We start from the raw sequence: 18,623 nt of genomic DNA on the forward strand, positions 1-18,623 counted from the left end.
TATATTGATGTGAGTAAATTAGAAGAAAGCCCGGGATACCGGATTATAGAATCGTGGATGCTTTCCCAAGGTAAACAGCCTTTTAGCTTCCAAAAAAAGGTCTGGGAAAAGCTGAATCGCGGGTATAGCGGAATGGTAGTCGCTCCAACGGGATTTGGCAAGACTTTTTCCGTTTTTCTTGGCCTCCTTGTAAATTTTATGAATGCTCCTGAGCGTTACGGAAAGGGACTTAAGATGATATGGGTTGCACCGCTTCGTTCTCTTTCGACGGATTTAGCACGTGCCATGCAGGATGCGATTGAACAAATTGGACTGGATTGGTCCGTTGAAGCGCGCAACGGGGATACAGATGTGAAAATTAAACAACGGCAGAGCAAACAGATGCCCGATATCTTGCTAGTTACCCCGGAAAGCCTACACCTGCTAATCGCACAAAAGGGACGTGATCGATTTTTTCGTTCTTTGAGGGTAGTAGTAGTAGACGAGTGGCATGAGTTATTAAGTACTAAACGGGGTGTGATGGTAGAACTGGCGCTCGCATACTTCTATCATTTCTGTAAACGGCCAAGTGTTTGGGGAATTACCGCGACTATAGGCAACCTTGGGGAAGCGATGGACGTTTTATTGCCGCAAGACTCTAAAAAGGTTAAAATTATAGCGAAAGAAAAAAAACTTTTCGAAATTGTCTCTGTGTTTCCCGAACAGGTTGAAGTACTTCCGTGGGCTGGCCATTTGGGAAAGAGCCTTGTTGAACAGGTTGTGCCTATAATATTACAAAGTAACTCAACGATTGTTTTTACCAATACGCGCAGTCAATGCGAATTTTGGTATCAAATGCTTTTAGAGGCACATCCCGATTTCGCGGGTCAGATGGCGCTTCACCATAGTTCTATTGACACACCTATTAGAAAGTGGATCGAGGATGCTTTGAGTGCAGGAAAGCTGAAAGCCGTTATTTCAACATCTTCACTGGATCTAGGCGTTGATTTTAAACCTGTAGACACGGTGATTCAGATAGGGTCGTGTAAAGGAGTTGCTCGTTTTATGCAACGTGCAGGACGAAGCGGGCATTCGCCATTTGAAATATCACGTGTGTATTTTGTTCCTACGCACTCACTGGAGCTTATAGAGGCAGCAGCATTTAAGGAAGCCATCAAACGTGAGATTATTGAGGCTCGAGAGCCGTTGGTTTTGTGCTATGATGTGTTGGTACAGTTTCTGGTTACGCTCGCGTTGGGCGGCGGGTTCGTTGAACAGAAAGCATACACACTGGTAAAATCTACTTATTCCTTTCAGTGGATGTCAAAGGATGATTGGGAATGGTGTATAGCATTTGTCACTATGGGGGGGAAGATTGGTAAAAACTATGAGGAGTTTCATAAAGTTGTCAAGCAGACCGACGGCCTTTTTGTTGTAGAAAAGAGACGTATAGCCATGTTGCATCGAATGAATATCGGCGTTATAGTCAGCGACGCCATGGTCAAGGTGAAGTTTCTTTCTGGAGGTTATGTAGGTATGGTAGAAGAATATTTTATTTCTAAACTTAAGGAGGGTGATAAATTCCATTTAGCGGGGCGTGTTCTTCAATTTATACGGTTAAAGGAAATGACTGCATACGTAAAGTCTTCTGAGGGTAAAGGCATTACTCCGAGTTGGCTAGGAGGAAGACTGCCACTTAGTGCAAACTTAGGCAGACTGTTGCGAGAGAAACTTGGCGAATCCAAGAATCCCCGAAAGAATGATCGGGATCTGAATTTTTTATTTCCACTTGTTGACCGACAATCGGAAAATTCACACATACCGTCGGTCGAAGAGTTTTTGGTAGAAAACATTAAAACACGGGAAGGATATCATCTTTTTATGTATCCCTTTGAAGGGCGGTTGGTGCATGAGGTAATGGCCAGTTTGATGGCCTACCGTATCAGTCTTTTGTACCCAATTAGTTTCTCCATGGCGATGAATGACTACGGGTTTGAACTGTTTTCTGATTCGGAGATAACACTTACTCAAGAACAACTCGTCCATATCCTGCGAAAAGAGAACCTTGTGGAGGATGTTCTAGCAAGCATTAATGCAACGGAAATGGCTAAACGTAAATTCCGTGATATCGCAGTTATTGGGGGTTACGTTATTCAAAATGTGTATGGCAAGCAGAAAAATAACCGATCATTACAAGCCTCATCTGGTATAATCTTTCAGGTATTAGAAGAACATGAGCCCAACAACCTTTTGCTCCGCCAAGCCTATACAGAAGTGTTTAACCATCAAATGGAAGAACCGAGACTTCGAGATGCGTTTGAGCGGATTAATTCATCGAAGATCATTTATAAATTTGCGACTAATTTCACACCGCTGAGTTTTCCAATTAAGGTGGATAGTTTGAGGCAATCGTTATCAAGTGAGGATCTCTCAGTAAGAATTAAGCGGATGCAGGAGCGGAACTCAAAATTAAAAAAACGGGACAATGAACATCATTGAAAAAGATATTGTATGGTGGGGGCAAACCTTTACGTTAACCAACCGAAGGGCGCTTTTTTGGAGAAAAGAGAACGCTTTAATCCTGTCTGATTTGCACCTAGGGAAAGCCGCTTACTTTAGAAAAAACGGAATTCCGATGACTAATTTGATTCATCAGCAAGATTTAGGACGTTTGGACGCGCTCATCGGGTACTATAAACCTAGCAGTATTATTTTGGTGGGCGATCTTTTGCATGCAGGAGAAAATAGTGAAGTGCTGGAATTAACTGCTTTTCTTGAAAAGTATCCGGAGGTAGAATTTATCTTGGTCAAGGGAAATCATGACCGATTGGCTGAAAGTAAACTGCATGCAATGGGTATTGATGAAATATGTGCCAATCTTTGTCTACAGGGTATACAATTCGTTCATGAACCGGTAACAATGTCATTGGAGCCGCAAATTTCCGGACACTTTCATCCAGGAGTTTCACTTCGCCTGCCGACAAACAGAATATATAGATTTCCTGCATTTATGGTCAATGAAAATCTGTTGATTTTACCAGCGTTTTCTGGTTTTACGGGGTTAGATACGAAAAAGAATATTTCTGGCGCAATCTATTATGCTTTCCATGAAGAAGATATATTTGAAGTCTCAGGAAAAGTCCGTTAACGATTTGGGCTTTAGATGCCCAAAATAGATTTAAATTTTTTTAAATCATTTTTGCCGTTGATCGTTAAATCGATGAAATACGTTGATTGCCAGCTTTTAGCTTTTTCCGCCATTTTGTTTGCAGGGATATCCCACGACGGGTAGACTCGAAAACCTCTTTTTCCACCTTTTTCATTGTTAGTCAAGATATGTTTATGACTCAATATATCTTTCGGGAAAATGAAAAATCCAAATCTATCAATTCCTGCCGTGGCTATTACATAGAAATCAAAATCGTCCTTCACATTAAAGGGCTCAGTTTGGTTTTGTGAATTTCTTTTCCATAGGGTGACGAATTGTCCAACTTTTTTAGGGGTAATCTTTGCTTTTCTGAATTTTATTTTGAAGTTATTAACTTCAAAATTGTAACCACTGTATTCGGTACATTCTTTCTCTGCGAATAAATTTAAGATATTTAAATCGAGCGGTCCTAAAAGGATAGATTCAATTTTTCTAAGTTCCTCAATCATTGTTTGTGGTGTCGTCTAGCTTACGCCTGTCTAGTTTTTGCTTTATAATTATTTTATACTGATCGTCTAACCTATTTTTAATGATCATTTCCTTCGTATATCCACATTGGTTCTGTTTGACCCGCTCGCGAAAAGCCCACCTTTTTGTAGAAATCTAATGCTTTCCCGTCGGCGGTGAGCATCTGCATATGGAAGTTTCCGTATATTTCTTGCATCTTTTTCATTATCAAACTTCCGATACTCTGGCCGTGAAAATCGGGATGGACTAACAGGTGTGGATAATAAACCAAGAGGTGGCCATCGGATATAGCATTCCCGAGTCCCACGAGTCTACCATCACGTCTGGCGGTGATTAGCGAATGTGAATTCAGTAACCCCAGAAAAAGTTCATCAGGTTTATTGGCCGAGCTCCATCCATTGGCGCTATATAGTTCAATAACCTCGTTTTTGTCAATTTTGCGCGTATCGGATATCAGAATATTCATTTTATTTTATTTGTAAGACGGTTAAAATAGGGATCTTCGTACTTATCCATAGTTTCCGCCAATTCGGCTAAATACGTTTTGTGGCTGCCATGGAAGTTCTTGTCCCCAAGCCATTCTAACGGCAGTAGTATTTTGAATTTCGAACCCTCGTTGAATTAAAAATTCGATCCCTGTGTTATTCGCTTCTGGTAAAACCGCGATATCAGATGAGCTATATTTTAACTCCATTAATGCAATCCCAGCACGATCTGTAACAGCATAAATTGGCCCTTGTCCAAGCCCTGGGACATAAAATCCTTCAACAGATCCTCCGTCTGTATATACGATACAATCCGTTAAATAGGGAGATATCAGCTCGTGACGGTTTTCACCTGTGATCTCTCTATCTAACCGAAGGATCTGTTGATATTGCTCTTTACTCGCTGTTATTGTTTTACCAGTGTTTCGGCTGGCGGGCCAAAATTTAGTTTTTTTTAGCGAAACGTAATTACATACGGGATAGAACCCCACTTTTTTGTATACAGGTGCGCCGAGCTCAGTAGCAATAAGGTTTATCGATAAAAAACCATTTTTAGCGGCATACTGGACTAGATGCGTTACGATTCTATTGCCAATACCTTGACCACGGTATGACTTGTCAACGATGATGTGTGCTAACCATGCCGAATCTTTATGTAGTATCAGCACGCCGATACCGACGATTTGGTTTTCCGCCACGAGTTTTACCGGGTGACAGAAGGATCGCGAACAATATTCTCTGAATTTGTTAGCTATATCTTCCCAACCCTCTGGCTGCAGGTGACTGATACGCTTTATATCGGGTATCAATAAGCGTTCTAGATCCATTGTTTTTATTGGCTTTTTCTGATTATGATATGGTTTTATTTTTCGTCATACGAGAACGATATAAGAAAAAGTAACCAGCAATACCCGCGAGCACGGATGTGATCAATATGGATAGCTTCGCTTCGTTAACATGCAAAGGGTCATCGAAGGAAAGTATTGAAATAAAGATCGACATCGTAAACCCAATTCCAGCCAGTAATCCAACACCAATAATATGTTTGAAGTTACTTCCCTCTGGTAAAGCCGCAAGCTTTAGTTTTGAGCAAATGTATGCCGTAAGGAAAATACCAATAGGTTTACCTAATAGAAGGCCTAACCCGATGCCTAGTCCTAATGGCGCAGCGAGTCCGTCAATCATTTGAGATTCCAATGTGATATTGGTATTGGCAAATGCAAAAAGCGGGATTATAAGAAAGTTGACAGGTCTAACCAATGCATGTTCTAGGCGTTCAAGCGGTGATTCAATATCGGTGTCATTGGTGGGAATTGTCATGGCTACTAATACTCCTGCAATAGTTGCATGAATACCAGAATGGTGAACAAAATACCAGATAAATACTCCTGGAATGAGATACAAGTAGGGGTTTTGTATGTTTAACCTGTTCATGACCACAAGCACTGCTAATCCAATCGCTGCGTAAAGGAGGTAGCTGGTTTCGATCCCCGAGGAATAAAAAAAGGCTATTACCAAGATAGCTATCAAATCGTCAACAATAGCGAGAGCTGCTAAGAAGATTTTTAAGCTTGTAGGTATACGTTTTCCTAACATACCTATAACGGCGAGGGCGAAAGCGATATCAGTCGCCATAGGGATGCCCCAACCACTCGCTGTCTCCGTTCCCCCATTGAGACTCACATAAATAAGAGCGGGAACGACAGCCCCACCAATTGCGCACAAAATAGGTAGCGAAGCTTTTTTCGGAGACGATAATTCTCCTTCAACGATTTCACGTTTGATTTCCAAACCAACCAGCAAAAAAAATATTGCCATCAAACCGTCGTTGATCCAGATTAATACATTATAATTAAGATGTATATTTTCTGATTCGAAGCCAAGCTGATAATCTAACAGGGTTTGCAGCGCCGGCCCTGCTGAGGTATTTGCTATAATCATTGAGAGTATTACGCAGATAAATAGAATTATTCCTCCCGCATTACTCGATTTGAAAAAGTCTCTAAAGACAGTCAGGTTAATTAAATTATTCATATTTATGTTGTTTATTTTTTGTTGAACCAGGTATCCATGTTAGGAAACTTAAATCTATTATTATCGAACACAGGGTCTTTTTTGTTTTTTTTCTGCAAATTATAATCGTCAAAAAGGCGGATCACTTTTCGATGTAGCAGAATAATAGCGATCAGATTTAACCAGGCCATTAAACCGACACCAATGTCACCTAGAATCCATGCGGATTCAGCAGTGCTAATACAACCCATATAGACCGAGCTTAAAATTAATATGCGCAATATCCATACGATCCAAACTTTGTTGCCTTTCCTAACGATAAAACTGATGTTTGTCTCAGCGATATAATAATAGGCCATAATTGTTGTGAACGCGAAAAACGTTAGGGACAGTGCAATAAAGGGTCCTCCTATAGTTGGGAAGTGATGGGAAACAGCGTACTGCGTGTAGGCGGGGCCCATTTCGATAGATGGAAGGTTTTCAACGATGAAGCCACCGGCCGGGTCTACTATATTATATTGTCCGGTAAAAAGGATCATTAATGCCGTTGCGGTACATACGAATAAGGTATCTACGTAAACAGAAAAACCTTGGACAAGTCCTTGCTTAATTGGGTGAGACACTTCCGCTGCCGCCGCCGCATGTGGCGCGGTACCTTGGCCCGCCTCGTTGCTGTAAATTCCTCGTTTTACGCCCCAAGCAATGGCTGTTCCGGCAACCGCTCCAAAGCCTGATTCTAAATTTAAAGCCGATTTAACGATTAGGGTAAAGATTGCGGGGATCTGTGTAAAATTAATTCCGATAATAACCAAGGCCATAATAATATACGCTCCAGCCATAAATGGAACGACGTATTCTGCAACTTTACTGATTCGCTTTACTCCGCCCACAATTATTATTGCTAAGAGTCCCGCTAGAAATATCCCTGTGAAAATCGGAGATATATTAAATGCAGACTGGGCCGCAATACTTATACTGTTGCTTTGTACGCTAGGAAGCAGAAAACCGGTACTTACAATTGTGACAATGGCAAAAGTCCACGCAAAAATTTTGGAATTTAATCCCTTTAATATGTAGAAGGCGGGCCCTCCACGGTATTCTCCATCGTTGACTTCTTTGTACATTTGGCCAAGCGTGGCTTCGACAATAGCTGAAGCGCTTCCTAAAAAGGCGATCACCCACATCCAGAATACCGCGCCCGGCCCACCCATACCTATGGCAGTCGCTACGCCAGCGATGTTTCCAGTGCCCACCCTTCCTGAAATAGCTAATGAAAAAGCCTGAAAAGATGAGATCCCTTTAGAGGAGCTTTTACCCTTAAAAAGCAGCCGTAACATTTCAGGTACCAGTGTCAATTGAGGAAAGCGAAAGCGAATCGTGAAGTATATACCAGTCAATAAGCAAAAGTAGACCAGCACATCGCTCCATATTATATTATAAATTTTATCTATTACAGCGTGCATTTTTAATACTTGGTTCCGATGATTTGCTAAAGTAAATAAATCCATTGGTGCCATCTGGAATTATTGCATAGATTCTACTTATGATATTCTTTCAGTTGCATCCGAAATACTTATAGTAAGTATCTAACACGATTTAAACCAACAAAATTATAAATAACAGACTTGTCGGTTGTTTCTCGATTAGCCAAATCAAGATATTTTCTTAGTTTTATGTCAAATATTTGAGAAAGTGATCAAGCGAAGCTTATTTAATCCTGCCCAGTTGTTTATTTCTAGTTTTCTAGGACTTATAGCATTCGGAACTCTATTGCTCCGTTTGCCTTTCGCTTTAAATAAGCCCTTGTCATGGGTGGACTCTTTATTTACTGCGACAAGTGCTGTTTGCGTTACTGGTTTGATAGTAGTCGATACAGCGGCTCATTTTACTTTTTGGGGCCAGCTCTTCATCATGCTACTGATCCAAGCTGGGGGGTTAGGTATTTTGTCTTTTGCCAGTCTGTTTGCCTATTTTCTCAAAGGAGGGAGCACTTACGAAAACCAATTAGCTATAAGGGCTTTTTCGAACACCGATCGATTGGGTGAAGTTTTTACGCTTCTTAAACGGACAGTATTAATAACTTTTGGTATAGAGATCGTTGGAGCAATTGCGATTTATTGGAGCGTCGCTTCAACTCTGACTGATTTATCAATAGGTCAACGAATATTTCTATCACTATTTCATTCTGTTTCGTCTTTTTGTAATGCAGGGTTTTCTACATTACCAAAAGGGCTCATGGACGAAACGGTCTTATACAATTATGGTTTTCAGTTTACAGTTGCATGTATCTATATTTTTGGAGGTTTGGGGTTTCCGATCGTGATTAACGTACTAAAATATATAAAGCATCTAATGAACAGATTGACAAGGAAATGGACATTAAAGGAAAATTATCATCGCCCTTGGGTGATCACGATAAATAGCAAAATAAACCTTATTACTACCGCCCTTATCTCAATAATAGCCACTTTTGTACTTTACATCAATGAGTATAGCCATGTTTTTGTCGATCATGACGGTATAGGGAAATGGGTTATAGCTTTCGCAACCGCCACAACACCAAGAACAGCTGGATTCAACAGTATTGACTTTGCACAGTTACATTTTTCCAGCATATTATTTGTTATGTTGTTGATGTGGATAGGAGCATCTCCAAATTCGACGGGTGGGGGAATAAAAACTAGCACTTTTGCTGTAGCGATATTGAATGTCATCAGTCTTGCGAAAGGAAAAGATAGAACAGAAATTTTTCGTCGAGAAATTGCTGCTATATCAATTCAACGTGCTTTCGCTACAATGTTTCTATCTCTGATTGTTATTGGGTTAGGTGTGTTCGCAATTTCATTTTTCGAGCCAAACAGGTCTTTAACGGATATAGCTTTTGAATGTTTTTCCGCTTATAGTACAGTCGGTTTATCGTTGGGTGTGACGGGCGATTTAGTTCAAGAAAGTAGAATAGTATTGATTTTACTAATGTTTATCGGAAGGGTAACAATGTTATCCGTCTTGATTGCATTTGTTAGAAAAGTGCGATACGTTCATTATAAATACGCTCCAGAGGAGCTAACAATAAATTAATTTTTATGAAATTTACAATCATAGGCCTAGGAAACTTTGGTGCATCATTGGCGGAAAAACTCACTATACAGGGAAACGAGGTGATTGGTGTGGACATGCGCCTTGAAAAGGTGACAGCATTAAAAGAAAAAATTACACATACTATTTGTCTTGACGCAACCGATGAAACGGCATTTCGATCTTTGCCACTGAAAAACACCGATGTATTTATCGTTGCAATCGGTGAAGATGAAGGTGCTAATATTATGGTTTGCGCACTGTGTAAAGAAGCAAACGTAAAGCGTTTGATCAGTAGAGCGGTAAACCGCCTGCATGAAAAGGTTCTAGGAGCTTTAGGTGTTTCTGAGATTGCACATCCCGAAGAGGAGTCCGCTGAGCGCTGGTCGAAACGGCTCTGTATGACCGGACTTGTTGATTCATTCGAATTAAACAGTAATTACTCGATTGTTGAAGTTGTAGTACCTGAAAAATACATTGGTAAAACAATCCAAGAAATAGGATTTCGTGAGAAGTATGAGTTATTGGTGTTGACTATCCTAAAAAATACCGAGAAACAGACTTCTTTTGGAAAAAGCGTGGTCACCACCGTATTGCATGGTATTCCTCGACCTGACATGAAACTTGAAACTGGAGATATCTTGGCTATTTATGGTTACAACGATCATATTAAATCGTTCCTTTAAGATATGCTGGTTTAAATATTAGCCTTCTCAATTACAAGTAAATGAGAAGGCTAGAAACTTTTAGAAGGTTTATTTTTAAGCGAATGATCCCCAGCACGTTAGCTCAGAACGGCCTTGTTAACTATAATATTTCTTTTTTAGCCATAAGCTCGTTCGTACCAATAGTATTAATACCGGGACTTCCACCAGAGGACCTATAACACCTACAAAAGCCTGTGGTGAATGAATGCCAAATACCGCTATGGATACAGCTATAGCAAGCTCAAAATTATTTCCTGTGGCGGTAAAAGCAATCGATGCATTCTTATCATATGGAATCTTTAATGATCTATTGATAAAGAAGCTTACGAAAAACATCACTACAAAGTAAATGATCAGTGGTATAGCCACTTTTACTACGTCCATCGGCAGCTCTAATATCTTATCACCTTTCAGGCTGAACATTAAGATAATCGTAAATAGCAAAGCATATAAGGTAATTGGCGATATCTTGGGTATAAATTTCCGATTATACCATTCAATGCCTTTTAATTTTACAAGGACGAACCGACTCATAAAACCCGCAAAAAAAGGTATACCTAGGTATATTAATACGCTTTCGGTAACATCTTTCATCGATACACTCACGTTAAAATTGGCCAAGCCTAATTTACTAGGAAGGACGTTGATAAACAACCATACAAAGAAACTGTATGTCAAGATCTGAAAAATACTGTTCAAAGCCACCAGCAAGGCGGCGTACTCTCTGTTTCCTTTTGCTAAATCATTCCACACGATAACCATCGCAATACATCTAGCTAAACCGATCAGTATTAACCCCGTCATATAGTCTGGTTCGTCTTTTAAAAAAAGGACTGCTAACCCGAACATTAAAACTGTGCCCACCACCCAATTTAGGAACAGGGATATACTGATAACTTTTTTATCCTTAAATGCTTTAGGCAACAATGAATAATCTACTTTGGCTAAGGGAGGGTACATCATTAATATCAGTCCTATTGCCAAAGGAATATTAGTCGTGCCCGTAGATAAACTTTCGGTAACACTGGAAACACTTGGAAAAATATACCCCAAGCTAATGCCGATCGCCATTGCAAGGAATATCCATAGTGTGAGATAACGGTCAAGGAATTTTAGCTTTGGTTGCATCAGTTAATCTTTATCTTTGAAAAAACATAAAACATTTCGGCTGCTATCTGTAAGCTCCTTTCTGCGTATACTTGCGTTTGGTTGGGCGTGCCGTCCGAAATCTTAGGGTCCTCAAATGTTATTGGTATTCGTCGTTCAGCGCCTGCTATAAAGGGGCAGGCTCCGTCCGCCTGTGAACAGGTCATAATAGCGGCAAATTTGGATACTGGGTTAAACGGACTGTCGTATCTTTTGGAGAAACCGATTACGGGTAATGCATTATCACTGAACTTTACCGCATATACGGGATTTTCGGTATCCGTAATTTTGAAGGCGTTAAATCCTTGATCGGTTAATGTTTCTACGACCTTCGGGAATACCGCCGTTTCCTCTGTACCGCCCGAGTAACTATAAACGTTTGGAATGTTAAAATATGACGCTGCTGCCTGTGCCCATATCTGCGATAAATGGCTTCTTCGGGAATTGTGCGTGCAGATGAAATTGATATTAATCTGCTGTGCTTGATCAACCTTTTGTTGAACAAAATCAATAAACGGCTGTAATATGGTTGCACGTTCTTCGCCCACGGATTGAATATCAATTATTCCCTTTATAGTTTCAGTTAGTTTCTGATACATCACGATTGTTTTTTAATTAGCAACATCCAGAACCAGGGGCGCAGGAGTTATTGTTGGATTCCAGTAGTTCTATTTTCAGCATTTCTGTAGGAACTCCACAAGCGTCGCTCGCCAAACAGGCCGTTTGTTTGTTTTTTAGCACAAAATGCTTTCCGTTGAAATCCAAGTCGTATTTACCTATTGTTTCACTTTGATATTCTACCTCAATTTCTGCGTCTTTGATACCTAATTTTTCCTCCGAAAGGTTGATAATATGGAGTAGCTTGCCAGGTTTTAAACGATGTTCAAAATCATCAGCATTCCATAGTTGAAAATTTACGACTAGCTCATTGCGGATCACACCCCCGCAGTCAATGAAATTTTTGATAACCTGACCGACTTCGGTTACGTGGAAGTGTTCGGGGACGAATGTTCCATCTTCTAACTGAAATTCAACATTGTCTAATGCTGGTAGAATTTCTTTGATTTTTGACAGTCTCATATTAATTGAATTTATAAATGAATATTATATACATGCTATATGACGATATTATATAGTTAAGAAATCTAGGAACAGCAGGTAGTCACTTTTACTTCTTGATTGAAAAATGAGTTTAATTCCGATTGGACTTCTTTCCATATATTTTCATTAATGCAATAGCAAACGGATTTCCCTTCGATCGTTCCTTGTATAATGCCGGTGCTTTTTAGTTCTTTTAAATGCTGAGAAATGGTGGCCTGAGCTAAGCCTAACTCGACAACTAAATCATTGCAAATACAAGATTTTTGATTGATAACATATTGAAGTATAGCGATTCTTGCCGGATGACCTAAAACCTTGAATAAGGATGATAGCTTGTTTTGTTCGCTCGAAAATATTTCTGATTTTGTAAGTCCCATATCATTATCTTTATATTGCAATATTACGATATTAATATTGAAACTGAAAATATTATTCAATTTTATTCATGTGTATTTTCTATGATAAGATTCCAGGAGCAGTGTGGGCTACAATGGTTTATTTGAAAAAATGATGGTATAATTTTCAATATCGCTTCGCAACCTGTCTTTCTTTCCTATTTTTGAAAAAAAACTAACTCCCGTGAATAGATTTTTCATTATAATCGGCTTTTTACTAACGATTCAAATAGCATTTGCGCAAGACTCGAAGATATCAGGCGTCGTCGTTGATTCTGTATCGACCGCTCCTGTAGCCTATGCAAGCGTCGCTCTATTAGATATTAACAATGCCGTGGTAGATGGAATGATTACTGATACTTCCGGTGGTTTTAGTTTTTCTAATCTGAAGGAGGGTAAGTACAATCTAACAATAAAATTTATTGGCTATAACCAGAGGACGATTGTCATAGAAGCTCAGGATCAGAAAACAATTAATCTTGGTACAATTCTTATTTCTTCCGCCGAAAATAACCTAGAACGAGTTACGGTTAACGCGAATGCGGCAGCACAAAAACACAGCAGCGATAGGCAAACCTATCAGGCGGGCCAATATAAAAATGCGATTGGCGGAACGGCGTTAGATGTAGTTAAGAATTTGCCTTCAGCGTCCGTGGATGCAAACGGAAATATCAGTATGCGGGGCAATACCGGCGTAATTGTGTTGATTAACGGCAAGCCATCCTTCTTAGACCCTGCGACCATATTAAATCAAATTGCAGCCAATGATGTGGCGGAGGTTGAATATATCACTAGCCCGACGGCACAATTTGATCCCGATGGTAAGGGCGGCATTATTAACTTAAAAACTAAAAAATCTGCGACCGACGGGTTTGCCTGGGTGCTTAACGTTCAAGGGGGACTTCCGAGTATCGATGATTACAACAATCGCGAAACGCAAAAGCGGTTCGGTGGCGATATTGCTTTTCAGTACAAAAAAGATAAACTAGAATTGAATGGCTCAGCGAATTACCTACGGAATGACAATGCAGGATTTAGAGAGGGAAATGTCAATACGATTATCGGAGACCGTCAAACGTTCTTTCCTTCGAAAGGTGAAAGAAGTTTTGATAAGTATAACTTCGGTATCAGATTAAACGGTGCCTACGACATTTCGGATAAGCACTCTGTTAATTTAGGTGTATTGGCTTCGCGCAGGTTTCAGGATCGGGTTGCCGATATTCACTACAACAACAGGACAATCCAACCATCGACGGGCCGCGAGATATCTAGAACCGATTATTTTAATCCAAATCTTCAGAACAAGCAGGGCGAATTTTATCTATTTGATTTTTCTTATCAATACAAAATCAACGATGCACATTCTCTGCAGATGGGCGCGATTTACGAATATGCGGACATTTATGGTTCTACTAAAAATGGAAATATTGAAAACGAAGTAGATACCGTACAATGGACGCATAATGTTTACAGCAATCCACTGCAGGGCTTGAGACTTTCTTTACAGCATAGCTGGGCGATGGATGGAGCAGAGTTACTAACGGGGTATCAATTGAGAAATGATAGGCAGAAAGGCGATTTTAAATACTTTTTATCCGAAGATGGTACGGATAATGTGGAATTGATCCCCGAGTTCACGGGTAAGTTGAACGCAACTAATACCGTTCATGCATTGTTTACGCAGTACGACCGTAAATCTGAAAAGACCCAGTTGTCAATCGGATTGAGGTATGAATACTACCAACGGGATCTGCTTCTAATAAATACGAACCAAGAATATCCATATTCCATTCATCAACTGTACCCCACGTTTAGCTTAATGCATGATCTCGGTTCCGATTGGTCATTAAAATTGGCGGCTGGACGAAGAGTACAGCGAAATAACAATTTTGAATTGAACCCAATTCCTGAGCGTGAACATTCTGAAACTCTTGAGCAAGGAGATCCGGAATTGTTACCAGAATTCACGACCAGTGCGGAAGCGGGTGTCGTGAAGAAATTAAATACAGGAAGTGTCTTTTTAAATGCCTATTATCAACATAGTAAAAATCCGATTCAAAGGGTAAATTCTGTTTATGCAGATACCATTCTTCGTCGAGTTTTTACTAACGCAGATTATGCGTCCCGTTACGGTATGGAAATAGGTGGGGAAGGCAAGCTATGGTCCTGGTTAAAAATCAATGGCGGTCTTAACTTATATAATTACAAAATAACCGGACAGGTATTGGATTACGAAACTCGAACAAACAGCGATCTGGTTTACTCTGTTAACGCAGGCATGCAAGCTGATTTTTCTAAAAGCTGGAGTAGCGGGCTTCAGCTCAACTATCTTTCAGAACGGCCTACTGTACAGGGTTTGGATTCGAGATTTGTAACTCCTTCGTTCAATTTGAGTAAGTCGTTTTTAAAAGGGTCAATTACAGCGCAATTGCAGTGGCAGTTTATGGAGCTCGGTAACTGGGGCGTAAATGAACAACGAATTACCACTTCTGCTGACGATTTCTATACTACGACAAATTATATTTATGAAAAAAATATTTTCTTGGTTAACCTAAATTTCAACTTTCATAAGTTAGGTCAAATCCTTAAGTTGCCGAAGAGTGAATTTGGAGAAAAGGAATTTTAAGATGATTGGTTTTTGAACTCAGTTGGTGTCAGTCCCGCATATCTTTTAAAATATTTAGAAAAGTTTGATTTATCGGAAAAACCTAGTTTAAATGCTACTTCTGATATGGAATTGGCTGTATATGCGAGTAAGCTCTTAGCCTCCTTAATAATATAATCCGCCAGTACTTGGGATGCGGTTAAATTTACATGTTTCTTACAGGCAGCGCTCAAATTCTGAGGACTCGTATTTAGTTTCGAAGCATAATAGGCTACGTGGTTAATAACGCGCGCGTCTTCGGTAAGTAGGCTACAGAATCGATTATACATATTTGGTTGATGCGAGTTTCGCCGCAACGAGTTTTCTGTATGCTCTAAAGCCTTGGCTAATATTGCTTTAAATATACCTTCTTGACAGGTTTTATTGTCTTCATCCGCCAATATCCCTAGTAAATTCTCAATGATTTTACTGTCTTTAAAATATATTGCATCGTATCGGCTAATTTGTTCCACGAGCCTGTTAATCTCAAAATCTAAACTCTGGGCAACAAAAGCATTCTTTACTAAAAGGACAAATCCTTTTACCGGGTTTTTTAATTCCCAGTGGTGAACATCGTCCTTTCTGATTACAAGTAAGCAAGGCGTGGTTATCATAGTTTCTCTACCGTCGATGAAATGCTTGCCGGATGTTGAGGACAAAAACACAAGTTCCAAATAACCATTGTGTTTATGCGGTTTGGTTATATTCTTGGAAAGATCAAAAGTGGCGACTTTTATAAGTCGTTCATGTTCCATTTTGTCTTTTATTTGGATATCTTTTCTTTTTGTCATCATTAAAAATTGTGGCAAAATACACCTTAAATATTGGAATTAAAATTGAATTTGCACAATCCTTATCACGTGTATTTACACAACAATAAAGACTGAAAATTTTTGAGATGTTGTTTTTAACCCTTATTAAGCGTATTTAATCACATACGAACGGAGCGCCGTATTATAGTGCCTGGAACTAAGGAGCCTGTTTAGAATACGATGGATTATCGATTAAAACTTTGATAAGCGAACGAAGTTTTACTCGTAAAAAGGCGTGTTAGATTCCTTTCTTAAGATATTTAATGGTTAAACCCATTTGTCCAAGGTGATACATATCGTGATGAATTAGCCCTGTAACGAGGTACTTAAAGTCATAAGGAAATGACGGGTCGGCGTGTGGACAAGGGCTGCTAAGAAAGTCATCATCTTTGGTCTCTAAGAAGGATATGAGATTTCTTTGTGTTCTATGAAAATCTTCGAGTAGACTTTTCCAGCCCAGTACTTTTAATTCTTGGTTTGTTCGCCAATTTGCTGCATCGCTCATCTTGAATCCTCTTGGATTCCCGTTTAGACGACTGAGAACTTCTTTCCTCCATTCTATTAAGTGAGATGCTAATTCCGCGATGCTGTGCATTTCAGGAACAGGCCGTTCAAAGGCCGTGGTTTCGTCTACTTGTGCCAGCTTCTTTGTGAAATTTTCGTCGATCCACAATTCTCCGTTTTCGACATCCTTTAATTGTTGTACCACATCCTTTATTAACGCATTTTCCATGGCAATCTTTTTTAAGTTTAGTTGGGTTTTACGAAATTCGTATAGCTATATATTTCTTAGTTTCTAGGCATCCTCATGAATTTTTATAAGAAATCGTATCTGGTTGTAATGCACCTTAGGGTGCAATATAATTGAATTAATCTGTTTTCTCTTTCATTTCTTTAATGATACGTGCTCTATGATTGAATCCCCACGCTGCAATAGTATGTGTTAATTCTTTTAAAGAACTGCCATATTTTGTGATGTTATATGATACGGAGACCGGGGAGCTGTTAGATACAGTTCGTTCTATCAATCCATTTGCTTCGAGCTCTTTTAGTTCGCGACTCAGCATCTTACCGGAAATTCCGTGTACTTCCTTCAATAGTTCAGAATACCTCATGGGATTGTAGCATAGACAAGCAATTATAGATATTTTCCACTTTCCGCTCAAGATTTCCATGGTGTCGTTGATGGCCAATATAGTTTGGCCACATTCTTTTGTTATCATATTTTCTGATTTCATCTTTGCCCCTTGGTTACCAAAAAGTGACTATTACTTTTTGTCACTTAGTGTCAAATTTAAACAATTCTCCTTTATCTTTGCTAGATAAACAAAAAAATAATAGACAATGGAACTCATTAATCACTTAAAATGGCGTTATGCCGCTAAAAAATACACAACCGAGAAGGTAAGTGACGAAAAAATTAATCAAATTCTGGAGGCTATTAATTTGACAGCTTCTTCCTGCGGGATCCAGCCTTACCGAGTAAAGGTGATTTCTAGTTCTGAAATTAGGGCTAATTTGGGAGTCGGTTCCTTTAACGGACAAATTCTAAATTCGTCTCATTTATTAGTTTTTGCTGCATTTAACGAAATATCGAATGCTTATATAGAAGAATATATCGAAATGGCGGAAAAGCAACGTGAATTACCAGCGGGAGGGATGGACGGCTTGAAGGATATGCTGATAAGTTATTTTAGCACCAGAACGAGCGTGGAAAATGCGATATGGGCCAGCAAACAGGCGTATATTGGATTGGGGACTGCATTGATTGCGGCGGCAGAATTAAAAGTGGATGCTACGCCGATGGAGGGCTTCGATGCCCAGCGGTTTAATGAGATTTTGGGACTGGAGGAGCAGGGGTTACACCCGACAGTGATTCTATCGTTAGGCTATCGTGATGTAGAAAGTGACGTTTTGGCCAATATGAAGAAAATACGATTGCCGTTAGAGGAATTTGCCGACTTTGTTGGGTAATTACGTGTCAAGTATAATGGAAATATTACTTACTTGATATGTGCTATATTATTTGGGATTAGCATACGGGTTTCTATTTGAACGGTTCTTCTTGTGGTACATATTCGCCCGAGGACTGCTTATTGTCCTATAACAGCGGAAAATCCTCATTAATAACTGTTAACAGTGGGTGTGTGTACTTAAGGTGGGGATTGAAAGCGCACCGCTTAACGGGAGCAGGATTTCGATTGGACGGCAGTTATTTCCATGGTTTTTTCACCCTCTCCTGCGCTTTGATGTTTAAATGGATCATACCGAAAAGTTGGGGGGAATATTAAATAATTCTTAGTTTAGCATCTTTAATACAGATATCCCTTGCAAGACGCTGAACGTAAATTACTATCCCTATTGCTGCCCGAAGGGCTGTTAGAATATTTCGATATCATAGAAGTTATTCAAAGAGATAAACAACTCCATATTCATCTTGATGAAAAAAACATAGTTCCCTCGGGATATGAAAACATTAAATTAGAATCTAAAGGGTTTATGCCTTCAGCCGAGATTAGTGATTTTCCTATTCGTGGTCAGAAAGTTACACTTCATGTCAGGCGTAGGCGATGGACGGTAATAGATACAG

At 39.6% G+C, this 18,623-nt stretch carries 19 protein-coding genes; 7 read left to right on the forward strand and 12 right to left on the reverse strand.

Going from position 1 to position 18,623, the window contains the following annotated elements:
- Positions 1-9 precede the first annotated feature (9 nt).
- Positions 10-2,478, forward strand: a complete 2,469-nt coding sequence (locus tag HP439_RS01030) for a ligase-associated DNA damage response DEXH box helicase (RefSeq protein ID WP_343043494.1) — start codon at positions 10-12, stop codon at positions 2,476-2,478.
- Positions 2,465-3,127 carry a ligase-associated DNA damage response endonuclease PdeM gene (gene pdeM / locus HP439_RS01035; protein WP_172388486.1) on the forward strand — a complete coding sequence of 221 codons (663 nt, stop codon included), beginning with the start codon at positions 2,465-2,467 and terminating at the stop codon, positions 3,125-3,127. Before HP439_RS01030 ends, pdeM begins: the two co-directional genes overlap by 14 nt.
- 11 nt (positions 3,128-3,138) lie before the next feature.
- Here pdeM and HP439_RS01040 read toward each other — a convergent pair whose 3' ends face one another.
- The 5 genes from HP439_RS01040 to HP439_RS01060 form a co-directional block, all read right to left on the reverse strand.
- On the reverse strand, positions 3,139-3,636 hold the full coding sequence (locus HP439_RS01040) for a MepB family protein (protein WP_172388487.1): 498 nt from the start codon (positions 3,634-3,636) through the stop codon (positions 3,139-3,141).
- Positions 3,637-3,713: 77 nt separating this feature from the next.
- Entirely contained in the window at positions 3,714-4,121 is a 408-nt protein-coding gene (locus tag HP439_RS01045) for a GNAT family N-acetyltransferase (protein ID WP_172388488.1), read from the reverse strand.
- A 42-nt stretch (positions 4,122-4,163) separates the two neighbouring features.
- Positions 4,164-4,967 (reverse strand): GNAT family N-acetyltransferase, encoded by an 804-nt coding sequence (locus tag HP439_RS01050; RefSeq protein ID WP_172388489.1) that lies wholly within the window; start codon positions 4,965-4,967, stop codon positions 4,164-4,166.
- A gap of 22 nt (positions 4,968-4,989) precedes the next feature.
- On the reverse strand, positions 4,990-6,174 hold the full coding sequence (gene nhaA, locus HP439_RS01055; protein WP_172388490.1) for a Na+/H+ antiporter NhaA: 1,185 nt from the start codon (positions 6,172-6,174) through the stop codon (positions 4,990-4,992).
- Positions 6,175-6,185: 11 nt separating this feature from the next.
- Positions 6,186-7,661, reverse strand: coding sequence for an alanine/glycine:cation symporter family protein (locus HP439_RS01060; protein ID WP_246229138.1), 1,476 nt, complete (start codon positions 7,659-7,661; stop codon positions 6,186-6,188).
- Positions 7,662-7,845: 184 nt separating this feature from the next.
- Here HP439_RS01060 and HP439_RS01065 point away from each other — a divergent pair, with 184 nt between their 5' ends.
- The gene (locus HP439_RS01065; protein ID WP_172388491.1) at positions 7,846-9,231 is read left to right on the forward strand and encodes a potassium transporter TrkG; all 1,386 of its coding nucleotides are present in this window, start codon (positions 7,846-7,848) and stop codon (positions 9,229-9,231) included.
- A 5-nt stretch (positions 9,232-9,236) separates the two neighbouring features.
- Positions 9,237-9,914 (forward strand): potassium channel family protein, encoded by a 678-nt coding sequence (locus tag HP439_RS01070; RefSeq protein WP_172388492.1) that lies wholly within the window; start codon positions 9,237-9,239, stop codon positions 9,912-9,914.
- Between the two features lie 117 nt (positions 9,915-10,031).
- Here HP439_RS01070 and arsB read toward each other — a convergent pair whose 3' ends face one another.
- The 4 genes from arsB to HP439_RS01090 form a co-directional block, all read right to left on the reverse strand.
- Positions 10,032-11,063, reverse strand: coding sequence for an ACR3 family arsenite efflux transporter (gene arsB / locus HP439_RS01075; RefSeq protein ID WP_172388493.1), 1,032 nt, complete (start codon positions 11,061-11,063; stop codon positions 10,032-10,034).
- A complete protein-coding gene (locus tag HP439_RS01080) occupies positions 11,063-11,680 on the reverse strand; it encodes an arsenate-mycothiol transferase ArsC (RefSeq protein ID WP_172388494.1) in 618 nt (205 codons plus the stop codon). Before HP439_RS01080 ends, arsB begins: the two co-directional genes overlap by 1 nt.
- Positions 11,681-11,696: 16 nt before the next feature.
- Positions 11,697-12,161 carry a DUF6428 family protein gene (locus tag HP439_RS01085; protein WP_172388495.1) on the reverse strand — a complete coding sequence of 155 codons (465 nt, stop codon included), beginning with the start codon at positions 12,159-12,161 and terminating at the stop codon, positions 11,697-11,699.
- A gap of 65 nt (positions 12,162-12,226) precedes the next feature.
- Positions 12,227-12,559 (reverse strand): ArsR/SmtB family transcription factor, encoded by a 333-nt coding sequence (locus tag HP439_RS01090; protein ID WP_172388506.1) that lies wholly within the window; start codon positions 12,557-12,559, stop codon positions 12,227-12,229.
- Between the two features lie 202 nt (positions 12,560-12,761).
- Between HP439_RS01090 and HP439_RS01095 the strand changes: the two genes are divergently transcribed.
- On the forward strand, positions 12,762-15,203 hold the full coding sequence (locus HP439_RS01095) for a TonB-dependent receptor domain-containing protein (protein ID WP_172388496.1): 2,442 nt from the start codon (positions 12,762-12,764) through the stop codon (positions 15,201-15,203).
- On the opposite strand, the gene HP439_RS01100 is transcribed toward HP439_RS01095, so the two are convergent.
- The 3 genes from HP439_RS01100 to HP439_RS01110 all read right to left on the reverse strand — a co-directional run bounded on the left by HP439_RS01100 (position 15,200) and on the right by HP439_RS01110 (position 17,256).
- Positions 15,200-16,015, reverse strand: coding sequence for a helix-turn-helix domain-containing protein (locus HP439_RS01100; RefSeq protein WP_172388497.1), 816 nt, complete (start codon positions 16,013-16,015; stop codon positions 15,200-15,202). The two genes, HP439_RS01095 and HP439_RS01100, sit on opposite strands and share 4 nt — an antisense overlap.
- 256 nt (positions 16,016-16,271) lie before the next feature.
- Entirely contained in the window at positions 16,272-16,766 is a 495-nt protein-coding gene (locus HP439_RS01105; RefSeq protein ID WP_172388498.1) for a DinB family protein, read from the reverse strand.
- A gap of 136 nt (positions 16,767-16,902) precedes the next feature.
- Positions 16,903-17,256: a winged helix-turn-helix transcriptional regulator gene (locus tag HP439_RS01110; protein ID WP_246229140.1), complete on the reverse strand. Its 354-nt coding sequence runs from the start codon at positions 17,254-17,256 to the stop codon at positions 16,903-16,905.
- A 121-nt stretch (positions 17,257-17,377) separates the two neighbouring features.
- On the opposite strand from HP439_RS01110, the gene HP439_RS01115 reads away from it, so the two are divergent.
- Both HP439_RS01115 and HP439_RS01120 read left to right on the forward strand, forming a co-directional pair.
- On the forward strand, positions 17,378-18,007 hold the full coding sequence (locus tag HP439_RS01115; RefSeq protein WP_172388500.1) for a nitroreductase family protein: 630 nt from the start codon (positions 17,378-17,380) through the stop codon (positions 18,005-18,007).
- Positions 18,008-18,361: 354 nt separating this feature from the next.
- Positions 18,362-18,623 (forward strand): ISAon1 family transposase N-terminal region protein (locus HP439_RS01120; RefSeq protein WP_172388501.1); only part of this gene is annotated, 262 nt, incomplete at its 3' end.

This window comes from Sphingobacterium shayense (genome assembly GCF_013179575.1).
In the GTDB taxonomy this organism is placed as follows: Bacteria; Bacteroidota; Bacteroidia; order Sphingobacteriales; family Sphingobacteriaceae; genus Sphingobacterium; species Sphingobacterium shayense.

Excerpts from the sequence above, each read along its gene's own strand:
- arsB (WP_172388493.1), bottom strand. The coding sequence starts at position 11,063 with ATGCAACCAAAGCTAAAATTCCTTGACCGTTATCTCACACTATGGATA.
- nhaA (WP_172388490.1), bottom strand. The coding sequence starts at position 6,174 with ATGAATAATTTAATTAACCTGACTGTCTTTAGAGACTTTTTCAAATCG.
- HP439_RS01070 (WP_172388492.1), top strand. The coding sequence starts at position 9,237 with ATGAAATTTACAATCATAGGCCTAGGAAACTTTGGTGCATCATTGGCG.
- HP439_RS01100 (WP_172388497.1), bottom strand. The coding sequence starts at position 16,015 with ATGATGACAAAAAGAAAAGATATCCAAATAAAAGACAAAATGGAACAT.
- pdeM (WP_172388486.1), top strand. The coding sequence starts at position 2,465 with ATGAACATCATTGAAAAAGATATTGTATGGTGGGGGCAAACCTTTACG.
- HP439_RS01090 (WP_172388506.1), bottom strand. The coding sequence starts at position 12,559 with ATGGGACTTACAAAATCAGAAATATTTTCGAGCGAACAAAACAAGCTA.
- HP439_RS01080 (WP_172388494.1), bottom strand. The coding sequence starts at position 11,680 with ATGTATCAGAAACTAACTGAAACTATAAAGGGAATAATTGATATTCAA.
- HP439_RS01110 (WP_246229140.1), bottom strand. The coding sequence starts at position 17,256 with ATGATAACAAAAGAATGTGGCCAAACTATATTGGCCATCAACGACACC.
- HP439_RS01105 (WP_172388498.1), bottom strand. The coding sequence starts at position 16,766 with ATGGAAAATGCGTTAATAAAGGATGTGGTACAACAATTAAAGGATGTC.
- HP439_RS01115 (WP_172388500.1), top strand. The coding sequence starts at position 17,378 with ATGGAACTCATTAATCACTTAAAATGGCGTTATGCCGCTAAAAAATAC.
- HP439_RS01045 (WP_172388488.1), bottom strand. The coding sequence starts at position 4,121 with ATGAATATTCTGATATCCGATACGCGCAAAATTGACAAAAACGAGGTT.
- HP439_RS01050 (WP_172388489.1), bottom strand. The coding sequence starts at position 4,967 with ATGGATCTAGAACGCTTATTGATACCCGATATAAAGCGTATCAGTCAC.
- HP439_RS01040 (WP_172388487.1), bottom strand. The coding sequence starts at position 3,636 with ATGATTGAGGAACTTAGAAAAATTGAATCTATCCTTTTAGGACCGCTC.
- HP439_RS01060 (WP_246229138.1), bottom strand. The coding sequence starts at position 7,661 with ATGGATTTATTTACTTTAGCAAATCATCGGAACCAAGTATTAAAAATG.
- HP439_RS01085 (WP_172388495.1), bottom strand. The coding sequence starts at position 12,161 with ATGAGACTGTCAAAAATCAAAGAAATTCTACCAGCATTAGACAATGTT.